16 protein-coding genes are annotated in these 18,295 nt (G+C 74.7%); 11 read left to right on the top strand and 5 right to left on the bottom strand.

The genetic code is table 11. The features are described 5' to 3' along the window. Together JKJ07_RS27360 and JKJ07_RS27355 are read left to right on the top strand one after the other, a co-directional pair. Complete coding sequence (locus JKJ07_RS27360) at positions 1–1,536, top strand: vWA domain-containing protein (protein ID WP_202994676.1); 1,536 nt, start codon at positions 1–3, stop codon at positions 1,534–1,536. Then, entirely contained in the window at positions 1,533–5,243 is a 3,711-nt protein-coding gene (locus JKJ07_RS27355; protein WP_202994675.1) for a CHAT domain-containing protein, read from the top strand. Before JKJ07_RS27360 ends, JKJ07_RS27355 begins: the two co-directional genes overlap by 4 nt. 6 nt (positions 5,244–5,249) lie before the next feature. Here JKJ07_RS27355 and JKJ07_RS27350 read toward each other — a convergent pair whose 3' ends face one another. Further along, on the bottom strand, positions 5,250–5,858 hold the full coding sequence (locus tag JKJ07_RS27350; RefSeq protein WP_202994674.1) for a TetR/AcrR family transcriptional regulator: 609 nt from the start codon (positions 5,856–5,858) through the stop codon (positions 5,250–5,252). Positions 5,859–5,988: 130 nt separating this feature from the next. On the opposite strand from JKJ07_RS27350, the gene JKJ07_RS50165 reads away from it, so the two are divergent. From JKJ07_RS50165 to JKJ07_RS27335, 3 genes are all read left to right on the top strand, one after another. Then, on the top strand, positions 5,989–6,192 hold the full coding sequence (locus tag JKJ07_RS50165; protein WP_202994673.1) for an SDR family NAD(P)-dependent oxidoreductase: 204 nt from the start codon (positions 5,989–5,991) through the stop codon (positions 6,190–6,192). After that, on the top strand, positions 6,189–6,299 hold the full coding sequence (locus JKJ07_RS27340; RefSeq protein WP_307834434.1) for a hypothetical protein: 111 nt from the start codon (positions 6,189–6,191) through the stop codon (positions 6,297–6,299). Before JKJ07_RS50165 ends, JKJ07_RS27340 begins: the two co-directional genes overlap by 4 nt. A gap of 103 nt (positions 6,300–6,402) precedes the next feature. Beyond that, positions 6,403–7,977, top strand: coding sequence for an alpha/beta hydrolase (locus JKJ07_RS27335; protein ID WP_202994672.1), 1,575 nt, complete (start codon positions 6,403–6,405; stop codon positions 7,975–7,977). 99 nt (positions 7,978–8,076) lie between these two features. Here the strand turns inward: JKJ07_RS27335 and JKJ07_RS51245 are convergent, their stop codons facing one another. Further along, the gene (locus JKJ07_RS51245) at positions 8,077–8,202 is read right to left on the bottom strand and encodes a hypothetical protein (protein WP_268919269.1); all 126 of its coding nucleotides are present in this window, start codon (positions 8,200–8,202) and stop codon (positions 8,077–8,079) included. 42 nt (positions 8,203–8,244) lie between these two features. Between JKJ07_RS51245 and JKJ07_RS50160 the strand changes: the two genes are divergently transcribed. Beyond that, positions 8,245–8,406: a cellulose binding domain-containing protein gene (locus tag JKJ07_RS50160; protein ID WP_307834433.1), complete on the top strand. Its 162-nt coding sequence runs from the start codon at positions 8,245–8,247 to the stop codon at positions 8,404–8,406. A gap of 43 nt (positions 8,407–8,449) precedes the next feature. Here JKJ07_RS50160 and JKJ07_RS27325 read toward each other — a convergent pair whose 3' ends face one another. From JKJ07_RS27325 to JKJ07_RS51865, 3 genes are all read right to left on the bottom strand, one after another. After that, complete coding sequence (locus JKJ07_RS27325) at positions 8,450–8,803, bottom strand: nuclear transport factor 2 family protein (RefSeq protein WP_202994671.1); 354 nt, start codon at positions 8,801–8,803, stop codon at positions 8,450–8,452. 75 nt (positions 8,804–8,878) lie between these two features. After that, the gene (locus JKJ07_RS27320; RefSeq protein ID WP_202994670.1) at positions 8,879–10,822 is read right to left on the bottom strand and encodes a C15 family peptidase; all 1,944 of its coding nucleotides are present in this window, start codon (positions 10,820–10,822) and stop codon (positions 8,879–8,881) included. Between the two features lie 9 nt (positions 10,823–10,831). Beyond that, complete coding sequence (locus JKJ07_RS51865; protein ID WP_202994669.1) at positions 10,832–13,486, bottom strand: CHAT domain-containing protein; 2,655 nt, start codon at positions 13,484–13,486, stop codon at positions 10,832–10,834. Between the two features lie 99 nt (positions 13,487–13,585). On the opposite strand from JKJ07_RS51865, the gene JKJ07_RS27310 reads away from it, so the two are divergent. Genes JKJ07_RS27310 through JKJ07_RS27290 form a run of 5 tightly spaced genes read left to right on the top strand, consistent with a single transcriptional unit; the run spans position 13,586 to position 18,279 of the window. Next, a complete protein-coding gene (locus tag JKJ07_RS27310; RefSeq protein ID WP_202994668.1) occupies positions 13,586–13,936 on the top strand; it encodes a Com family DNA-binding transcriptional regulator in 351 nt (116 codons plus the stop codon). Next, the gene (locus JKJ07_RS27305; protein WP_202994667.1) at positions 13,933–15,360 is read left to right on the top strand and encodes a protein kinase family protein; all 1,428 of its coding nucleotides are present in this window, start codon (positions 13,933–13,935) and stop codon (positions 15,358–15,360) included. Before JKJ07_RS27310 ends, JKJ07_RS27305 begins: the two co-directional genes overlap by 4 nt. Before the next feature lie 25 nt (positions 15,361–15,385). Further along, positions 15,386–16,063, top strand: a complete 678-nt coding sequence (locus JKJ07_RS27300; protein WP_202994666.1) for a vWA domain-containing protein — start codon at positions 15,386–15,388, stop codon at positions 16,061–16,063. A 10-nt stretch (positions 16,064–16,073) separates the two neighbouring features. After that, a complete protein-coding gene (locus JKJ07_RS27295; RefSeq protein WP_202994665.1) occupies positions 16,074–17,207 on the top strand; it encodes a protein phosphatase 2C domain-containing protein in 1,134 nt (377 codons plus the stop codon). Further along, complete coding sequence (locus JKJ07_RS27290) at positions 17,197–18,279, top strand: hypothetical protein (protein ID WP_202994664.1); 1,083 nt, start codon at positions 17,197–17,199, stop codon at positions 18,277–18,279. The genes JKJ07_RS27295 and JKJ07_RS27290 overlap by 11 nt, the downstream gene beginning before the upstream one ends. Positions 18,280–18,295: the final 16 nt, after the last annotated feature.

Here is an 18,295-nt window from a genome sequence, read left to right as displayed (position 1 = left end):
GTGGACAGGATTCGGCGGGCCGTGACCGGGGTGGCGCTGTCCCTCGGGCTGCTGGCGGCGACGGCGGCACCGGCGTACGCCGCACCGGCCACCGAGGACGAGATCTACGCCGCGCTGGGAGTCGACCGGGTCGCCGCCGACTACGTCGTGATGGTCGACGTCTCCGGCTCGATGCGCGCGGGCAACCGGTACGCGCAGGTCCGTAGCAGCCTGCGGTCGTTCGTCGCGGCCCTGGCCCCGGACGACCGGGTCAGCCTGGTGACCTTCGCCGACGGGGCCAAGGTGGTGCGCCGCGGCGGGCCGGCCGGGCGGTCGCCGGACGCCGTGCTGGCCAACCTGCCCAGGCAGGCCGACGGCGACCACACCGACATCGGGGCCGCCATCGAGGAGGCCACCAAGCTGCTGGCCCGCGAGGGCGCCCCGCCGACCGCGACGGTGCTGCTGCTGACCGACGGGTTGCACGACCCGGCGCCGGGCAGCGCCTACCCGTTCGACGAGGGCTACTCGTGGAACCAGTTGCGGGCGACGGCCAAGAAGCTGAAGAAGACGTCGCTCAACGCCTACGCCGTCCCGCTCTCCGGGTCGACCGGGGCCGCGCAGCTGGCCAAGGTCTTTCCGGCGGCGAAGGTGCTGCCGCCGGTCTCGATCGACCGGCTCGGCGCCCAGCTCGAGCAGCCGAAGGCGGCCGCCCGCGCGGCCAAGGCCCGGGCCGCGCTCGGCGCCGACGCCCGCGGCGGGATCACGGTGTCGTGGCCCGAGCAGGTGCGCGACCTCGGCGCCGGGCCCACCGACCTGCGGGTGACCCTGCGCTCCGGCACCGCGCACACTCCCCTGGTCGTCGACGGTCTGGCCGTGCGCAGCGGCGATCCGGCCCTGCGGGCCACGGTCCGGCCGCAGAGCGTCTCGGTGCCGCCCGGCGGCACGGCCGAGGTGACCGTCAGCGTGGACTGGGACGCCGGGCCGCGGCAGGCCGCACCGCTGCACGAGGTGACCGGCGAGGCGGCCCTGACGCTGACCGGAACCGTCGGCTCGCCGTGGTATCCGATGATGCGCGACCGGCTCGGCATGACCCCGGCCCCGGCCTGGACCGGCGGCGAGACGCGGGCCGGGCTGGACGCGCAGCGCGGCAGCCTGCCGTACTGGATCGGCGGTGCCCTCCTGCTGGCGGCGGTGCTGGGCACGCTGGCCGTGCTGCGCCGACGCCGGCTGCGCCCGCCGTTGTCCGGCCGGCTCGAGGTGCGCACGCCGGACGGCGACGAGCACACGGTGACGCTGACCGGCCGGGTGCTGGCGCTCAACGCGGGCACGGCCGGCATTCCCGGGCAGGGCGAGGTCCGCGCGGCCCGGGCCTCGGTCGGCGCGGCCGAGGTGGTGCTGACCATCACCTATTCGCGCAACGGCTCGGCCTCGGCCCGCGAGTCGGGAACGTGCGGGCCCGGCGCGAGCGTGACCCTCAGCGGCGCGGTGTTCACCTGGCAGCCGAGCGTCCCCGCCCCGCGCGGCCGCACGCCCGACCGGTCCCGGTCGCTGCGATGAGCGCCGCCGCCGAGGAGGGTCTGGCGGCGCTCGATCGCTACGACAAGTCCGGCGACCCGGCCGAGCTGGTGGCCGGGGCCGCGGCCCTGGAACAAGCCGTGGCCGAGACGCACCGCCTCGACCTGGTCTATCTGCTCGGGAGCGCCTACGACGAGCTCGGCCGGTTCGACGACGCCATTCGCTGGCGGGCGAGGCTGGCCGACGATCTCGAGGGCGACGACCCCGAACGGGACGAAGTCGTCGTGCACCTGGCCGACCTGCTGTGGGACCGGTCGTGGCGGCGGCGCTACGGGCCGGACCGGGTCGACGACCTCGACGAGCTGATCGGCGATCTCGCGACGGTCAGCCAGGACGGCACGCGCCCGACGGTCCGGCTCTACCTGCGCCTGCTGTACGGCCTGGCGTTGTGCGAGCGCGACGAGCCGGGGATCGGCGTCGACATGGCCGAGGCCGCCTGGACGGCGCTGGCCGCGGCCGGCGACGCCGGCGAGTGGATCAGCCCCGGGCGGCTCGGCTTCACCGCCCGGCTGGTCGCCGAGGCCTGCCGGGCGGCGGCCCGCCTCGACGAGGCCGACGCCGTGTTGCACACCGCGCTCGGGTGGCTCGGGCTCGACCCGGAGCACGCTGCCGAGCTGCGCCTCTGCCTGTTCTGGGTGGCCGACGAGCGGTGGTCGGCCTCCGACGAGGACGACGACCTGGACGCGGCGATCACGGCCGGTGACCGGGCCGCGCCGCTCGACGGCTGGGACCTGGCCTACCTCGGCGAGATGCTGCGGCGGCGGGCCGACCGGCGGCGCAGCCTGCCCGACGCGCGACGAGCGGCGGAGTCGCTGCGGACGGCGGCCGCGGATTCCGGCGGCGAACCCGGCGGCTGGCTGATGTGGCAGTCCGCGGCGGCGGCCGACCGGCTGGCCTGGGAGCTCGGCGGCGAGCAGGATCGCCTGGCGGCCGCGGCCGAGGCGCTCGACCGGGCGCTGGCGGGCCCGCTGGCGGACGGCGACCGGCTCGACGTGCTGCAGGACAGGCTGAGCGTCGAGGTCTGCTTCCTCAACGACGACGTGATCCGGCCCGGCGACGGCACGCCGCTCATCCGCCGGCTGGTCGAGGACGCCCACCGGGTGCTCGACCGGGCGATCCGGGCCGATCCCGACCAGCGGGCGGTGTTCGCGGGGCTGCTGGCCTTCGCGGAGTTCGCCGCGCTGGGCGCCGACCTCGGCCGGTTCGACGGCGCCCGCCTGCGCGGCCTGACCGCCCTCGCCGCCACCGCCCGCGTCGACGTGCCGGAGTGGCCCGCGATCGTCGACTGGGCGCTGGGCCTGGTCGAGCACTACGAGGACGCGCTCAACCCGGTTCTCACGTCCGACGGCGGCATGCGCCGGCTCTCGCAAATCGGTGCGGCCAGGATCACCGACCCCGAGTTCCGGCAGCGGGTGACCACGGTGCTCGCCCTCGCCGGCTACGGCCGTTCCAGCATCACCGGCGACGCCCGGGGCGGCCACGCCGCCGACCACAACGGGCGGCTCGACCCGGCCGGGCCCGGGCTGGGGACCGCGGTCCTCGGCGTCTACTCGCAGCTGACGCAGGCGCTCCGGACCCGGGACGTAGCCGCCGCCCTGGCCCTGGCCCGGCAGGGTCAGGAGTTGTTCCGCGGTCGTGACCCGTCCCCGGCCGACCAGCATCTCAGGGTCCTGTTCGACTCGCTGGTGGCGCTGGGCGATCCGCTGTCGGCGACGGTGCCGGCGGCCCCGGCGATCGAGCCGGGCGGGATGGGCGAGATCAGCCAGGCCGGGGCGGCGGTCATGGCCGCCTCGGCGGCAGCGGCCCAGGCCATAGCCCGCAACGACGTCCCCGGGATGCACGCCGCGGTCGCGCGGGTGGAGGCGATCCTGCCGCAGATCTCCCCGGGGAACGTCCAGATCCGGCGCATCGTCTCGGCGTCGGCGGCGATGCTCGCCGGGGAGGTGGCTCGGCGGCTGCCGGGCGACCTGGTCACGGCCGTGCACGCGGTCACCCTGTACGAGCGGGCGGTCGAGCTCTCCGGCGGCCTGCAGTTCGCGCTGTGGGCCGACCTGAACGCCGGGCTGGCCGAGATGCTGCGGCTCAGCGGCGAGACCGACCTCGCCCGGACCCGCCGGATCGGGGCGGCCGCCCTGCAGGGGCACGCGTGGCAGGTCTTCGGGCAGTCCGGCACCGAGCACGCCCTGGACGCGGCCCGCGCCGCCGCCGAGCACGCCGAGCGGATCGCCGCGTGGTGCCTGGCCGACCGCGAGACCGACCCGGCCGCCGACGACGACCTGATCGCCGTGCTCGACGCCGGCCGCGGCCTGGTGCTGCGGGCCACCACCACGTCGCGGCAAGTGCCCGACCAGCTCGCCCGGGCCGGCCGGTCCGACCTGGCCGCGGAGTGGCGGGCCACCGCCGGTCAGGGCCGCGACCTGGTCAGCGGGGTGGTGCTGACCACCCTGCCGCAGGCGCCGGCCGAGGCCGCCCCGCAGGTGCCCGACGAGCTGCGCTTCCAGGTGCTGCGCGCGCTGGGCGGCGACGAGGTGCTGGGCTACGAGCCGATCGGCCTGGCCGAGATCCAGTCGGTGCTGGGCCGGCTCGGCGCCGACGCGCTGGTCTATCTGCTGCCGGGGCGGCACGGGCGGCCGGGCCGGGCGGTGATCGTGCCGGGGTCGGGGCGGCCGGACGTGCTGACGCTGCCCCGGTTGCAGGCGGGCGAGCGGTCACCGGTGCGGCGGTTCCGGCCGGGCGGGGACGTCCGCGACCTGGGACCGGCCGGGCCGGCGGCCGGGGCCGGGGTCGACGACATCTGCGAGTGGGCCTGGGACGCGGCGGTCGGCGACCTGCTGGCGTACGCGTCGAAGTGGCGCCGGCCCCGGCTCGTGCTGGTGCCGATGGGGATTCTCGGGGTCGTGCCCTGGCACGGCGCGTTCACCGAGGCGGGTGGCGAGCGGCGTTACGCCGTACGGGAAGCGGTGTTCTCCTACAGCCCCTCGGCCCGCATGCTCGTCGGCGCGGCCGGCGGCGACTCCCCGGCCCCCTCGGCCGCGCTGGTCGTCGGCGACCCGACCGGAGACCTCCGGTACGCCGGTGTGGAGGCGCGCGCCGTGCACCAGGCGTTCTATCGCGACGGCAGCTACTTCGGCCGGCCCGTCGCCGGCGCGGCCCGGCCCGGCTCGCCCCAGGACGTGCTGGACTGGCTGGGCTCGACGCCGGACGGGTCGGCACTGCTGCACCTAGCCTGCCACGGCGCGATCGACCCGGCCCGGCCCGCCGACGCGCACCTCGTGCTGGCCGGCCCCGAGCGGCTGACGGTCCGTACGCTGCTCGACCGCGCGGCGGCCACGGCGCTGGACTTGTCGCAGGTGTTCCTGGCCGCGTGCACGACCGGGGTCAGCGGCGGCGACCACGACGAGGCGCTCAGCCTGGCCACGGCTTTTCTCGCGGCGGGCGCTCGTACGGTCTTCGGCTCGCTGTGGCCGGTGCCTGACGACGGCACCGCGCTGCTGATGTTCATGGTGCACCACTTCCTGCGGGCCGGCGGCGCCGCTCCGGTCGACGCGCTGCACCGGGCCCAGCTGTGGATGCTCGACCCGGGCCGGGTGCCGCCCGAGGGCATGCCGGAGCCGCTGCGGGCCCAGTGCCGCCCCGGTGCCGTCTTCGACCTCGCCTCCTGGTCCGGCTTCGTCCACCTGGGCCGTTGACTTCGGTCAGACGGGCGGCCAGTTGCGCAGGGCGGCGTCGACCACCAGCTCGAGGTCGGCGCGATCGGCCCCGCCGGCGGCCTGCACGGCGACGCCGTTGGCGATCGTCATGATGAATCTCGCCAGCAGCGCCGGGTCGGTCTCGCGGGACAGGTCGCCCTCCTCGACTGCACGCTCGAACCGCTTCGTGAGCTGGGTGCGGGTCTCCTGGCGCGAGACGGCCAGCAGCTCACGGATCGCCTGCCCGTCGTCGCCCCCGATCAGCGAGGCCCGCAGGCTCAGGCAGCCCGTGGGATAGCCGGGCAGGGTGGCGCTGCGGACCGCGCCGTGGAGGAAGACCGCGGCCACCTGCCGGGCGGTCGGCTCGACGAGCGACTCGGCGCCGTACGCGGCGGGCCCGGCGGCGTAGCGCGCCCAGGCCTTGCGGAACAGCTCCTCCTTGTTGCCGAAGGCCGCATACATGCTCGTGCGATTGATCCCCATGGCCTCGGTGAGGTCGGTGAGGCTCGCTCCTTCGTAGCCGTGCTCCCAGAAGACCCGCATCGCGTTCTCGAGGGCCTTGTCGGCGTCGAAGCCTCGCGGCCGGCCGACCGGCGCGCTTCGTCGGATGGTCATGTGATCGAGCTTACCAATTCCTTACCGATCGATCCATAACTGCTACGTTAATTCTGAACCAATCAGTCGGTACGGAATTATCCGCTGGCTGAGGCGGTTACGCCGACAACATTCAGAAAGAGGTTGGACCATGAGCGAGTTCACCGGAAAGACTGCCCTGATCACCGGCGGCACCAGCGGCATCGGCCGGGCGACGGCCCTCATGCTGGCCGCGCGGGGCGCGAACGTCGTGGTGACCGGCCGCGACGTCGAGCGCGGGACCGAGGTGGTCGAAAAGATCCAGGCCGACGGCGGCTGCGCCGCGTCGGCCGGCCCGAGGAGATCGCCGAGGTGATCGCCTTCCTGGCCGGGCCCGGCGGCTCGTACATCAACGGCGCCGTCGTGCCCGTCGACGGCGGCCTCACCGCGGTCGAGCCCCCGAAGCCCCCGGTGGCCGCCTGACGCCGCACGGCGGCTCGGCACCGCTGCCAGTGACGCCACGTCATCTCTTGCGGTGACGTGACGGCCCTGAACGAGGCGGCCGCCCGGCTGGTGTTCTGGAAGCATGTCTGTGCTGATCACAGGAAAGCTGACTCGAACAGTGGCCGGGCTCGCCGCCGCGGCGCTTCTCGTGCCGCTCGCCGCCTGCACGTCGGAGCCCCCGGCCCCGGCCACCTCCGGCGGGCCGGCCGGGCTCGACCGATTCCACCAGCAGACGCTGCAGTGGACCAAATGCGACGACTACGCCACGACCGAGACCGAGAGCACCATCATGGCGCTGGTCGACGGGCTGGAGTGCACGCGGATGCAGGTGCCGCTGAGCTACGACGACCCCGGCGGGCGCACCATCGAGGTGGCCGTCGCTCGTCGCGCCGCCGGCGGTGAGAAGCTCGGCTCGCTGGTCACCAACCCGGGCGGGCCGGGCGGATCGGGAGTGTTCGGGGCCGCCACCACCGCCCTCGGGCTGGTCAAGGCGAAGAGCCCGCTCGTCGAGCGGTTCGACCTGGTCGGGTTCGATCCGCGGGGTGTCGGCGCCACCAGGCCCGCGGTCGACTGCTTCACCGACGCCGAGGCCGATCGGGGCAGCGTGCCGCTGACCACGCAAGGCACCACCGTCGAGTGGACCGAGCAGGACACCCGGGCGCTGGTCGAGCGCTGCGCGAAGGGCTCGGGCGGCCCCGACGTTCTCGCGCATCTCGGCACCCGGGACGTGGCCCGCGACATGGACGTCCTGCGAGTGGTGCTCGGCGACGAGAAGCTCACCTTCCTCGGGCAGAGCTACGGCACCCGGCTCGGCGCGGTCTACGCCGAGCAGTTCCCGCGTAACGTGCGCGCGATGCTGCTCGACGGGGCCATCGATTCCCGGCAGGGCACCATGGAGCGGCGGGTCTTCGCGTTCAGCGGGTTCCAGGCGGCGTTCGACCGCATGGCCGCCTTCTGCGCGCGGCAGGCCGGCTGCCCGATCGGCCGGGACCCGAAGGCGGCCACCGCCGAGTTCCAAAAGATCGTTCGCCCGCTCCACGACAAGCCGATCCCGGCCCTCGGCGGCGAGCTCGGCTTCGACGCGGCGGTGGGCGGCGTGATCTCCGGGCTGTACACCCAGGCGGCCTGGCCCCGCATCATCAAGGGCCTCGGCCAGGTGCGGCAGGGCCGCGGCGACGAGCTGGCCCAGCTCGGTTTCGACTTCTCCGGCCGCGACGCGAAGGGCGCCTGGACCAACTTCTCCGAGGCCCTGTACGCCATCAACTGCATGGACGAGGAGCGGCTGAGCGAGCAGCAGGGCAACGAACTGCGCGCCGCAGTCGTCAAGTCGGCGCCGTTCATGGATCCGGGCGTCGACCTGACCGGGGCCCGCGACGGGTGTGAGCACTGGCCGGCCCCGCCCACTCTCGGCTTCCCCTACGCCCAGAACGTCAAAGACCTTCCCCGTACGCTCGTCGTCTCGATCACCGGGGACCCGACCACGCCGCACGCCGGCGCCGTCCGCCTCGCCGAATCCCTGGGCAGCGCGCTGCTCACGGTCCGCGGCGAGGGGCACACGATCGTCACGGCCGGGACGAACTCCTGCGTCAACCAGGCCGCCGCCGACTACCTGATCGACCTCGAACCGCCCGCCGCCGGCGCGACCTGCACCTTGTAATCGGGCCCGCGGCCTTCAATAGATCTGCAATCTTCGATATAAGAGAGGTGCTGGAGTTCGTTCGGAGGGGGCAGGGATCCTGTTCGCCCCGCCCTGCGGCTACGACCCGCCGGTCACCGTGACGCTCTTCGCCGGCGCCGAGGACGCCCGGCAGTGGGCCGATCCGGTGGCCGAGGCGGTGTCCGGCCCCGAGCGCAACGGGAAGGTCACCGTCAACGGGCTCACCCCCGGCACGTCTCCTGGCGCTGGACCGGCGACGAACGGATCGTGTCGCTGTGGAACGGGGTGACCCGGGAGGGCGGCGACGGCGTCACGATCGGCAACGCCACCTACAACGGGACGCTGGCGCCCGCCGGCTCGACCACGTTCGGCCTGCTCGTCGCCAGCAGCGCGCCGCCCGGCGACATCACGCCGGCCTGCGCCCGCTGATCCGGCGCCGCCGGTGTCGAACGGCCGCCGTGCTCGGCGGGGGTCAGGGTTGCAGCAGGGTGTAGACCTTGACGATCCGGCCGTCGGCGATCAGGGCGATGTCCCGCCCGCGCACGACGGGCGCCTGTCCCTCCGGGCCCAGGTTCCAGGCCAGATAGCCCAGGTCCTGGTTGGCCTGGGCCGGGCCGTCAGGCGTGAAGACGAAGCCGGGCGCGCCGTCGAGGATGCCCTGGGCCTTGGCGTCGAGGGCCGCGTGCCCGACGACCGGCTCGTCGGGCTCGTTGAACTGCACGTCGGGGGCGTAGATCCGGGCGATCGCCGCGCGGCGGCGCCCGGCGTCACGTTCGTTGAAGACCTCGAGCAGGTTCGCCCGCATGAGTTCCTCGTTCGTGGCCATCTGATGCTCCCTCGCTAGCCCCGGCCGGTCTGCTCCATTGCAGACCGTGTGCAGGGAACGAGGTCAACACCTTCGTCAGATTCCGCGCAGCACCAGGCAGTCCCACTGGGCGGCGTCGCGGCCGGGCAGGGTGCCGGGCATTCCCGGCACCGGCGAGCGGCCCGGGTCGCGCAGCCAGCGGCGCACCTGGCGGACCGCGGTGGCCGGGTCGAGGCCGTCGACGAGGAGGCGGTGGTGCAGCACGAACAGGACCGGGGCGGCGACCTCCGGGGGCACCCGCCGGGTCCAGCCGATCACCCCGGCGAAGCCCGCGTCGAGCAGCGCGTCGGCCAGCGCCACGAACCCGGCGCCGAACTGCCCGGCGACGGCCAGCCCGCCCCGGCGCCCGCCGCCGCGGACGACCCGGGTGGCGTCGGGCAGCTCGCCGCCCAGATAGAGCAGGGTGGCGTCCCAGCCGCTCGACGCCGCGGCCGGATAGAAGCGGTCGCGCAGCCCGCCCGGGTCGTCGCCGGTGAAGACCGGGGCGTCGCCGAGGCCGGCCCGCACCCGCCCGGCGAGCGTCACGAGTTGGGCGCCCGACGACACGTACGAGACGATGCCGTCGCCGACCGGGAGCGCCCGGTGTCCGGCGACCACGATCCGGTTCGGCAGCGGCGTGCCGTGCGCGACCGGCACGAACCGGCCCGTCGCCACGTCGAGCAGCGTGACACCGCCGGGGCGGGGCAGCGCGAACGCCTGCGCACCGGTCTCGCGGGCGGCCAGCCGTACGGAGGAGAACCGCTCGGCCAGGACGGTCAGCAGGTGCCCGGCCGGGTGGCGCTCGTCGAGCAGCCCGGCCAGGGTGACCGCGGCCGACACGAGCGAGGCCGGCTGCGCGACCAGGCCGTCGGCGATCGTGAGCAGGTGCTCGCCGGCCGCCCGGAAGTCGTCGCCCGCCCAGTCGTCGCCGTCGGCGTCGTCGCGCAGGCCCCGCTGGTGCAGGGCGAAGGCGGCCAGCAGGTGGTCGCCCGGCCGGTCCCCGCCGCCGTGCACGATCCTGGTGGTCAGCGCGACCAGTTCGTCGACCACCTCCCCGTCGAGCGGCGGCGCGTCGGGCAGCAGCCGGCCGGCCAGGGCGACGTAAAGGTCCGCGCCCCGCACGATCCGGTCCCGCACGAGCCCGCGCAGCGAGTCGAGGCTCGGCGCCGCCTCCACGCGTGGGTGCGGAACGACCGGGGTGACGACGACCGGCTCGGGGCCCGGCACGACGGCGACGGGGTAGTCGAGGGCGTCGCCCCGGGCGATCCGGTCCGCGTCGTGATACGCGGGCATCGGCGGGGTGGCGCCGTCGGGGGTGGCGTCGCGGCGGATCCGCTCCTGGAGCTGCTGGAGGCCCTGCATCGACGTCATCATCGGCCCGAAGTCGACGCCGGCGGGCCCGGTCATCCGGCTCACCATGCCGCGCATCGACTCCGTCGCCGAGGCCAGCGTCTGCGCCATGTGCCCGATCTCGGCGTTGGCGGCCGGGCCTGCGGCGACCCGGCGGAAGCAGTCGGCGGCCAGGTCGAGGTTCTCGCCGCCCGGCAACGCATTCCCCGTACGGGCCGCGGTGTGCACGGCGTTCGGCGCCTGCAGGGCCTGGGTCGCCCGGGTCATGTAGAGCTGCCCGAGGATCAGCCGGCAGGTGTCGCGCTGCACGGGCACCAGCCGGTCCGGTTCCAGCGCCTCTAGCAGCAGGTCGATGGCCTTCTCGCGAGGGCCCGGCTCATCCCCGTACGCGACGACCCGGCCGCCGATCAGCGTGCCGAGCTGGGCGATCGCCTGCAACCGCATGGCGTCGCCCGGATCGAGGTAGCCCACGCCCTCGGTCAGCACCGTGATCGCCTCGTCGACGTCGGGCAGCGCGGCGGTCGTACCCGGGCCCTTCTGCCAGTACCGCATCGCGAGCAGCTGACCCAGCTCGAGCAGCGGGCGGCCCCGGGCCGGGCCGGTCGCGCGGCCGAGGGCGGCCCGGGCGCCGGCGATCTGCTGGTCGTACATCGAAGGCTCCTACTGTCCCCAGTGCATGAAACCGGCCCAGGCCGCCACGTCCGCCGAGTCCGCGCCGGCCAGCTGGGTGCGCAGCGGGCCGGGCAGCACGTCGAGGTCGTGCGCGGGGTCGAGCATCCACAGTTGGGCGTCGCGCAGCGCCTGCCACGGCGGCTGCTGGTGCGTGACCAGGTAGTGGTGGAACAGGAACATCAGCACCGAGGTCGCCCGGTCCGGGATCCCCCACTGGGTGGTCAGCACCGAGCGGGCGCCCCCGGCCAGCAGGGCGGTGCCCAGGCTGTACGCCTCGTCGTAGCCGTGGATCGACAGGCCCGTGCGGCAGGCGGCCAGCACGACCAGCCCGACCTCGCGCTCGGGGGCCCGGCCCATCAGCTCGACCAGCTCGTCGGCGGCCAGCCGGTCGCCACCCGCAAGCAGCAGGTGCGACGTGGTCACCGGGCCGCTCGACTCGATGACGCCGTGACAGGCCAGGTGCAGCGTCGACCCGGCGTCCGGCGTGGTGGCGGTCAGCCAGGCCCGCACCTGCTCGGCGGTGCCGGCGCCGGAGGAGCTCGTCCGCCCGTCCGGCCGCCGCCCGACGTAGCGCGCTGCACGATAGAAACTGCGATGCACCGCGTACGCCTCCAGGCGCGCGGCGGGCAGGTCGGGCGCCCCGCCGGTGGTGTCGGGGTCGCCCACGACGAGGCCGAGCGGGCCGGCCGGCACCGGCGCCAGCGCGGCCGAGTGGCACAGCATCCGGGCCGAGGCCGCCTGCGAGATCGCGATCCGCTGCACCGCGAACCGGCCGTCGCCGCCCCGCGCGGCCTGCCACGGGATCCGGGCCAGCTCCCCCATCGGCACCAGCACGACCCGCGGCACGCGCCCCGGGTGCGGGCGGGTCAGCTGGGGCAGGGCCCGCTCGATCAGCGGCCCGATCGCGGCCCGCCAGGCCCAGTCGCACATCGTCTCGAGCGCCCGGCCGAACTCGTCGCCGGCCGCCTGCAGGTCCCGCCGGACGTCGTCGCGCCGGGCCAGGGCGGTGAGGTAACGCTCGACGTCCACGTCCTGCTCGACCCGCAGGTGGGGCAGCGCGACGAAGGCCGGCGGACCGCCGACCGGGGCGATCACCGCGAGGCCGGGCTGCACCCCGTCGGCGGGCACCAGATAGACGAGGGCGTCGGCGTCGAGGGCGGCCAGCGCGCCCCGGATCTCGGCCAGGCCGGGCGTGTCCAGCAGCCCGGTGTCGCCGCCGGCCGCGGTCAACGCCGACCACACCTCGGTCCGCAGGTCGGCGGGCAGCTGGTCCGGGTCGCCGGCGGCGCTCGCGGCCCGCCAGCGGGCGGCCAGCCGGGCCCGTCCGGCCCGCTCCAGACGCTCGGCGACCCCGCGGGTCTGGGTGGCCGCGAACAGCGTCAGCCCCCGGCCCGCGTCCAGGGCCCGCAAGGCGTCGGCCGGGCCGCCCTCGCTCAGGCATTGCCGGGCGATGTCGATGGCGTCGCGGGCGGCGTCGCGCACGGCCGCCTTCGCCGCCGCCTGGTTCGGCTGCACCAGGGCCCGCCAGGCGTAGCCGCGCAGACCCTCCAGGGCGGACAGGCCGGGCCGGTCGGCCTCCGGCAGGCGCCGCCGCAGCGAGGTCAGCATCTCGCTGAGCATCGACCACTGCGGGTGCCGCGGCCCGCCGGCCAGCGCGCGGGCCTCCTCCAGCACCTGGGCGGCCTCGCGCACGCTGTCGAACGGGCCGCCCAGCTCCTCGCGGCGCATCAGCCCGAGGGCGAGCAGACCGAGGTAGAAGGGCCGTTGCGGGTCGCTCGGCGGGGTCATCAGCAGGGCCTCGCGCACCTGCTCGATCCCGGCGTCGACCCGGGCCGGATCGGTCTCGTGCTGGAACGTGGACATGCCGGTGGCGGCGAGATAGAGCGCCCGGTCGTGGACGGCCAGGCCGGGCTGCGCGGCCAGCTCCCGCAGGGCGGCCAGGTCGGTCTCGCCGGCCGGGCCGGACTTCAGCCGGTTCAGCGGCCCGATCATCCGCGCCGAGTTCTCGGCCGACACCCGCATCGGATGATCGGCCGGGAGCTGCCCGGTCGCCTCGCGAAGCCGGGCCAGCGCCTCCGCGGGGTCGTCGCCGCGGTCGTGCGTGGCCATCACCTCGTGGGCCAGGTCGAGCATCCCCAGGGTGGGCCGCAGAGCCGGCACATCGGCGAACTTGTCCCTCAGCCGGGTGAAATCGTCGGTCAGCCGGGCCACCGCCGACTCGTCGCCGTGCTGCACGCGCTGCTGGTAGCGCAGCACCATCCGGGTCAGGTCGGTCATCGTGGCGCCGGCCGGGCCCTCGGCCAGGGTGTCCAGCTCGGCCAGGGCCGCCCCGGGGTCGCCGAGCCGGCCCTCGGCCGCCGCGACCATCAGGGCCAGGGCGCGGGCGGCCGAGCGCCGGCGCTCCCAGTCCGGGCCGGCCGGCGGGTCGCGGTCGGCCACGGCCAGCAGCGCGTCGAGGTGCCGCAGGCGGTCGAGGTCGGGCGCGGGGCCGGAACTCAGGATCCGATCGATCAGCCCGGCCGCGAGCGGACCCCGTACGGGCAGATGGGCCGGAAGGGCGAGCAGGTCGGCGACCGCGGAGTCCAGATCGCCGTCACCGCGTACGGCCCGGCTGATGGCGGCGCAGCGCTCGGTGATCTCCACGTGTCCCCTCCCGTCGCTGACTACTGACGGACGGGGGCGCCGTCCGCCGGAGCTGTCCGTCAGGGACGGGCAACGACGCACGAGAGGAACGAGCCGGCGATGGACCAGGAAGCGATGTTCGTCAGCATGGTCTGCAGCACCCACCGCGAGCCCATGGTCCTGAAGTTCCAGCGCAACGGGGCGGACTTCATTGCGGTGGGCGCGTCCAAGCAGCGCGCGGGCAGTGTCATCCCGCCCGGTGACGGCGGCCCCACCACCGGGTCGTTCGGCACCACCCCGGATTACCCCGGCTGCGCCTACTGCGGCTCCGACGGGTTCGTCCGCTGCGGGCGGTGCCACGAGCTGAGTTGTCACGACACCTCGTGGGAGGTCTTCAACTGCCCCCGCTGCGGCAACTCGGGCCCGGTGCGGGGCCACATCGACAGCATCTCGGGGATGGGCGCCTCATGACCACGGTCTCGGCCCGGCGGCACGTGCGGGGCATGTACGGCGACTACGAGGTCGTCGGCGACGCCATCAGCAAGGGCGGCGTGGGCGGCATCTATCGCACCACCGACCCGAAGTGGGTCTACAAGGAATATCACTCGCCCGAGAAGGCCCCGCCCGACGAGCACCTGACCCGGCTGGTCGGGGTCGGCCGCGACGTGCTGATCCGGCAGGGGCAGCCGATCGGCTCGCAGCCCGAGTCGTCGATCAACTGGCCGGTCGACATCGTGCGCCGCCCGGACGGCCAGATCATCGGCTGCGTCCTGCCCGCGATCCCGGACCGCTACTTCCACCCGAAGTACAAGAGCGTCAACACGCTCGACTTCCTGGTGATGCGCCGGTCGTCGCCGCCCGCGGCCCTGTATCGCATGGTGGTCCTGCTGCGCCTGGCCGAGATCCTCAACTTCGTGCACAGCAAGGGGCTGGTGCACGGCGACGTGAACGCCAAGAACGTGGCGTGGACGCTGAGCCCGGAGCCGGCCGCGTACCTGATCGACTGCGACGGCATGGTGCCGCAGGACCCGCCGCCGCAGACCGGGGTGCAGGCGGTCTACTGGACCGACCCGCGGGTGATCGACCACGAGGTGCCGGCCCACGACCACTACAGCGACTGGTATTGCCTGGCCCTGGCCTTCTATCGCGGGCTGCTGCTGCCGGTCGGGGGCAAGCTGGGCAAGGTCGGCGGGAAGTGGGCGGCGCCCGAGCAGATCCCGGCCGACCTCGACCCGCGGATCGCCACGCTGATGCGGCGCGGGCTGACCGATCCGCTCGAGCCCGGCAAGCGTCCGCAGCCCGCCGAGTGGGTGCAGTCCCTCATGCAGGTGTACGTCGTGGGGGGCAAATACGACGACGCCGCGCTGGCCAAGCTCGACCGCGTCCTGCACGCTCCCAAGCCCGATCCGGCCACGCCGAAACCGCGAGCCTACGAGCAGCTGCCCAAGGTGGCACCACCCACGCAGCACCCGCCATTCTCACCCCAACGACCGCCTCAGCCGCAGCAGCCGCCGATGTTCCCGCGGCAGCCGCCACCGCAACCACAGCGACAGCAGCCGCCGCGTCAGATGTTCCCGCCGCAGCCGCCGGCACCACCGCCGTACCAGCAGCCACCAATCCAATTCCACACGCCCGCACCGCCCTACGGCTATCGCCCGCCCGGCGCGATCGCCCGGTGGGCGTTGGAGGGCGGCGTCCGGTGGTACTTGCCGCTGGCCCTGCTGACGCTGTTCTGCTTCCCGGGCGGCGCCGTCATCGGGATCCTCACGCTGCTCCAGCTCGCCAAGGTGGACCCCAACCACCCAGGCCGTACGGCGGCAATGGTCAGCGCCGTCATCGCCCTCACCGTCGGCGGCGTCCTCCTGCTGAGCTCCCTCGTCAGCTCCGCCCGCTAACCCTTTCAACCCAAGGAGCATCACTGTGACCTCGTCCGAGCTCTTCACCGTCTTCCCGGTCTTCCTGTGCGTCGACGTCAGCGCGTCGATGGCCGGCGGATCCATCGAGGCCGTCAACAAGGCCCTGCCCGACATCCAGAACGAGATGCGCTCCAACCCGATGGTCGGCGAGATCGCCCGGGTCGGCCTGATGACCTTCTCCGACGACTCGCGGGTCGTGATCCCGCTGTGCGACCTGGCCGACGCGCACCTGCCCGAGCTGATGGTCGAGGGCGGCACCAACTTCGCGGCGGCGTTCCGGGGCATGCGCCAGGCCATCGAGTCCGGCATGACGTCGCTGCCCAAGGGCACCCCGGTCTATCGGCCGGTCGTGTTCTTCATGAGCGACGGCGCGCACCAGGCCCGCGAGGACTGGACCGACGCGCTGCACCAGCTGACCGACAAGAGCTGGAAGTTCGCGCCCGAGGTGGTGACGTTCGGGTTCGCCGACGCGCAGCAGGAGTCGATGCAGAAGATCGCCACCCGGTTCGCGTTCATCGCCAAGAACAGCGACCCGGTGACCCAGGTCCGGGAGATCATGAACGCGATCATCGGCAGCATCCGGACGACCTCGACCAGCCTGGCCGACCCGGCCAAGCAGGAGGGCCTCTACCTGGACGCGCCGACCGAGCACTTCACGCCGCTGCCCGCGATCACGATCTGAGGCGGCCGCCATGCTGGAGAGATTCCGCCGCTCCTTCCCGGCGCGGCGCGACGACCCGCGAGAGACCCCGGACGACCCGCGGGTGACCGCGGACGGCCCGCCGGAGGCGGCCGCGCCGGTGACCGTGGACGAGCCGCCGCCCGCCGTCGACCCGTGGGCGAACCCGCCGGCCGGCCACGACCCGGCGCCCCGGCCCCCGGCCGCACCGGAGCCGGCCTCGGGCGAGCCGGCGACGCCCGAGCGAGCCGATTCCGACCCGGCGCAGGCCGTCGACCCGGCGCCGGCCGCCGAACCGGCCCTGCCGACCGGCCCGAGGGACCTGCCCGGCACCGCGCCGACGATCGGGCGGGCCGCCCCGCCGCAGCTGGGCCAGGTCAACCCGGCGATCGCCCTGCGCCCACCCGCGGTGGCGCTCGACGGCACCAGCGCGGGCGGCTTCCGGGTCGCCGCGGCCTCGCTGATCGGCGCCGGTCACCTGGTGTCCGGTCAGCCCCGGCAGGACTCGTACAACTTCATGGTCGGCGAGTCGGGCCGGCTCTACGTGGCGGTGGCCGACGGCCTCGGGTCGAAGCCGGCTTCGCAGCTCGGCGCCAACCTGTTCACCGAGTCGGTGCTGATCGCCGCGGCCCAGGCCGAGAAGGCCGACCCCCAGGCCGAGCCCGATCCGGCCGAGCTGCTCGCACAGGCCAGCACGCGCACGGCCCGGGTCGTCGAGGAGGCGTACCGGCTGGATCCGCGGACCGTCGGCTTCGTCGGCGCGGTCGCCGTCCTCGACGAGCGGGGCTGCCGGATGGCCCGGGTCGGCGACGTGTCCGCGTTCACCATGACCGCGGACGGGTTCGACGAGGCCTTCACGGCCGACGAGGGCCCGCTCAACGTGGTGTCGGCCAGCATGCCGGGCGAGAAGCCGGAGCAGGTCGAGCTGGTCGAGGTGGCCCCGGCCGGGGTGGTCGCGTTCGGCACCGACGGGTTCGCCAACGACCTGCGCACCTCGGGCGCCCTGCGCGAGTGGCTGGCCGGGCAGTGGCGGGTGCCGCACCTGCCGTTCGCCATCGGTGACACGCTGCGCTACCGGCGGCAAGGGTCGCACGACGACCGTACGGCCGTGGTGGTCTGGCGCACGGGTGGCGACGATGCGCCGTGACCTGACGCGGCGGCTCGGCGACCGGGAGCGGGCCCACCTGCGGGTCGCCGCCCGGACGGTGCTGCCCGCCCTGGTGATCGGTGTGCTGCTGGTCGTGATCGGGGTGAGCGGCCCGCTCGCGGTGATCATCGCGGCGGTGGCCGGGGGCATCGCGACGACCGTCTACGCCAAGCGCCGCCGCGCCACGACTCCCCCACCCGCACCCCTGCGCCGCACCCTGCCGACGCCCCCACGCCAAGAAACGCCGTCACCCCCACGCCAAGAGAAGCCGACGCCCCCACGCCAGGAGAAGCCGACGGCCCCACCGCAGACGCGGAAGGAGCCGGCCGAGCCGACCCGCTCCCTGCCCCGGAATCCGGACGCCGCCGTCGAACAGGCCCGGTCGATCCTGGCCACCGGCGATCCCGGCCCGGCGCTGGCGCTGCTCAAGGACGCGGTCACCGACCCGGCGATCGATCCCGTCCTGGCCCTCGCGGTGGTCGACGAGCTGGTCGACGCGCTGAGCCGGCGGGCCGAGCAGAGCCGCGACGACCGGGCGTACGCGGAAGGAATCGCTCTTCTCACCGATCTGGTCCAGCGGCATCCGCGGGCGCCCGAGGGCAAGAGCCTGCTGCACAGCCACCGGGCGCAATATCTGATGTTCCAGGCGGCCCGCCTGACCGCCCGCGGCCACGCGCCGGAGGCGACCCTGCACGACCTCTATCGCAAGACCGAGGCCGAGTTGCGCGAGGCCATGGCGGCCGCCGTCGCGTTCGGCCCGGTGTGGGCCCGCGAGAGCGCCGCCCTGGGCATGTTGCTCTGCCACGGCCCGGCGCCGGACGGCCGGGACCGCGTCGACGAGGGCATCGAGCTGCTCCGGCAGGCGCTGGACGCCCGGGTCACGCTGCCCGGCCGGCAACGGGCCGAGATCGGCCTCGACCTGGCCGCCGCGCTCACCCTGCGGCTGCGCCGGCACGACCGCGCCGAGGACCGCGCCGAGATCCATCGGATCGTGGCCCAGGCGACGCAGACCGACCCGTCCGCCCGGTCCGACGCCGACGCGTTGCTGGCCGGGCTCGAGACACCGCGCTAGGCGGCCTCACCCCCAA

This window comes from Paractinoplanes lichenicola, assembly GCF_016785085.1.
GTDB lineage: Bacteria > Actinomycetota > Actinomycetes > Mycobacteriales > Micromonosporaceae > Actinoplanes > Actinoplanes lichenicola.
The sequence above is the reverse complement of the archived record's forward strand: the minus strand, read 5'-3'. Positions and strand labels throughout refer to the sequence as shown.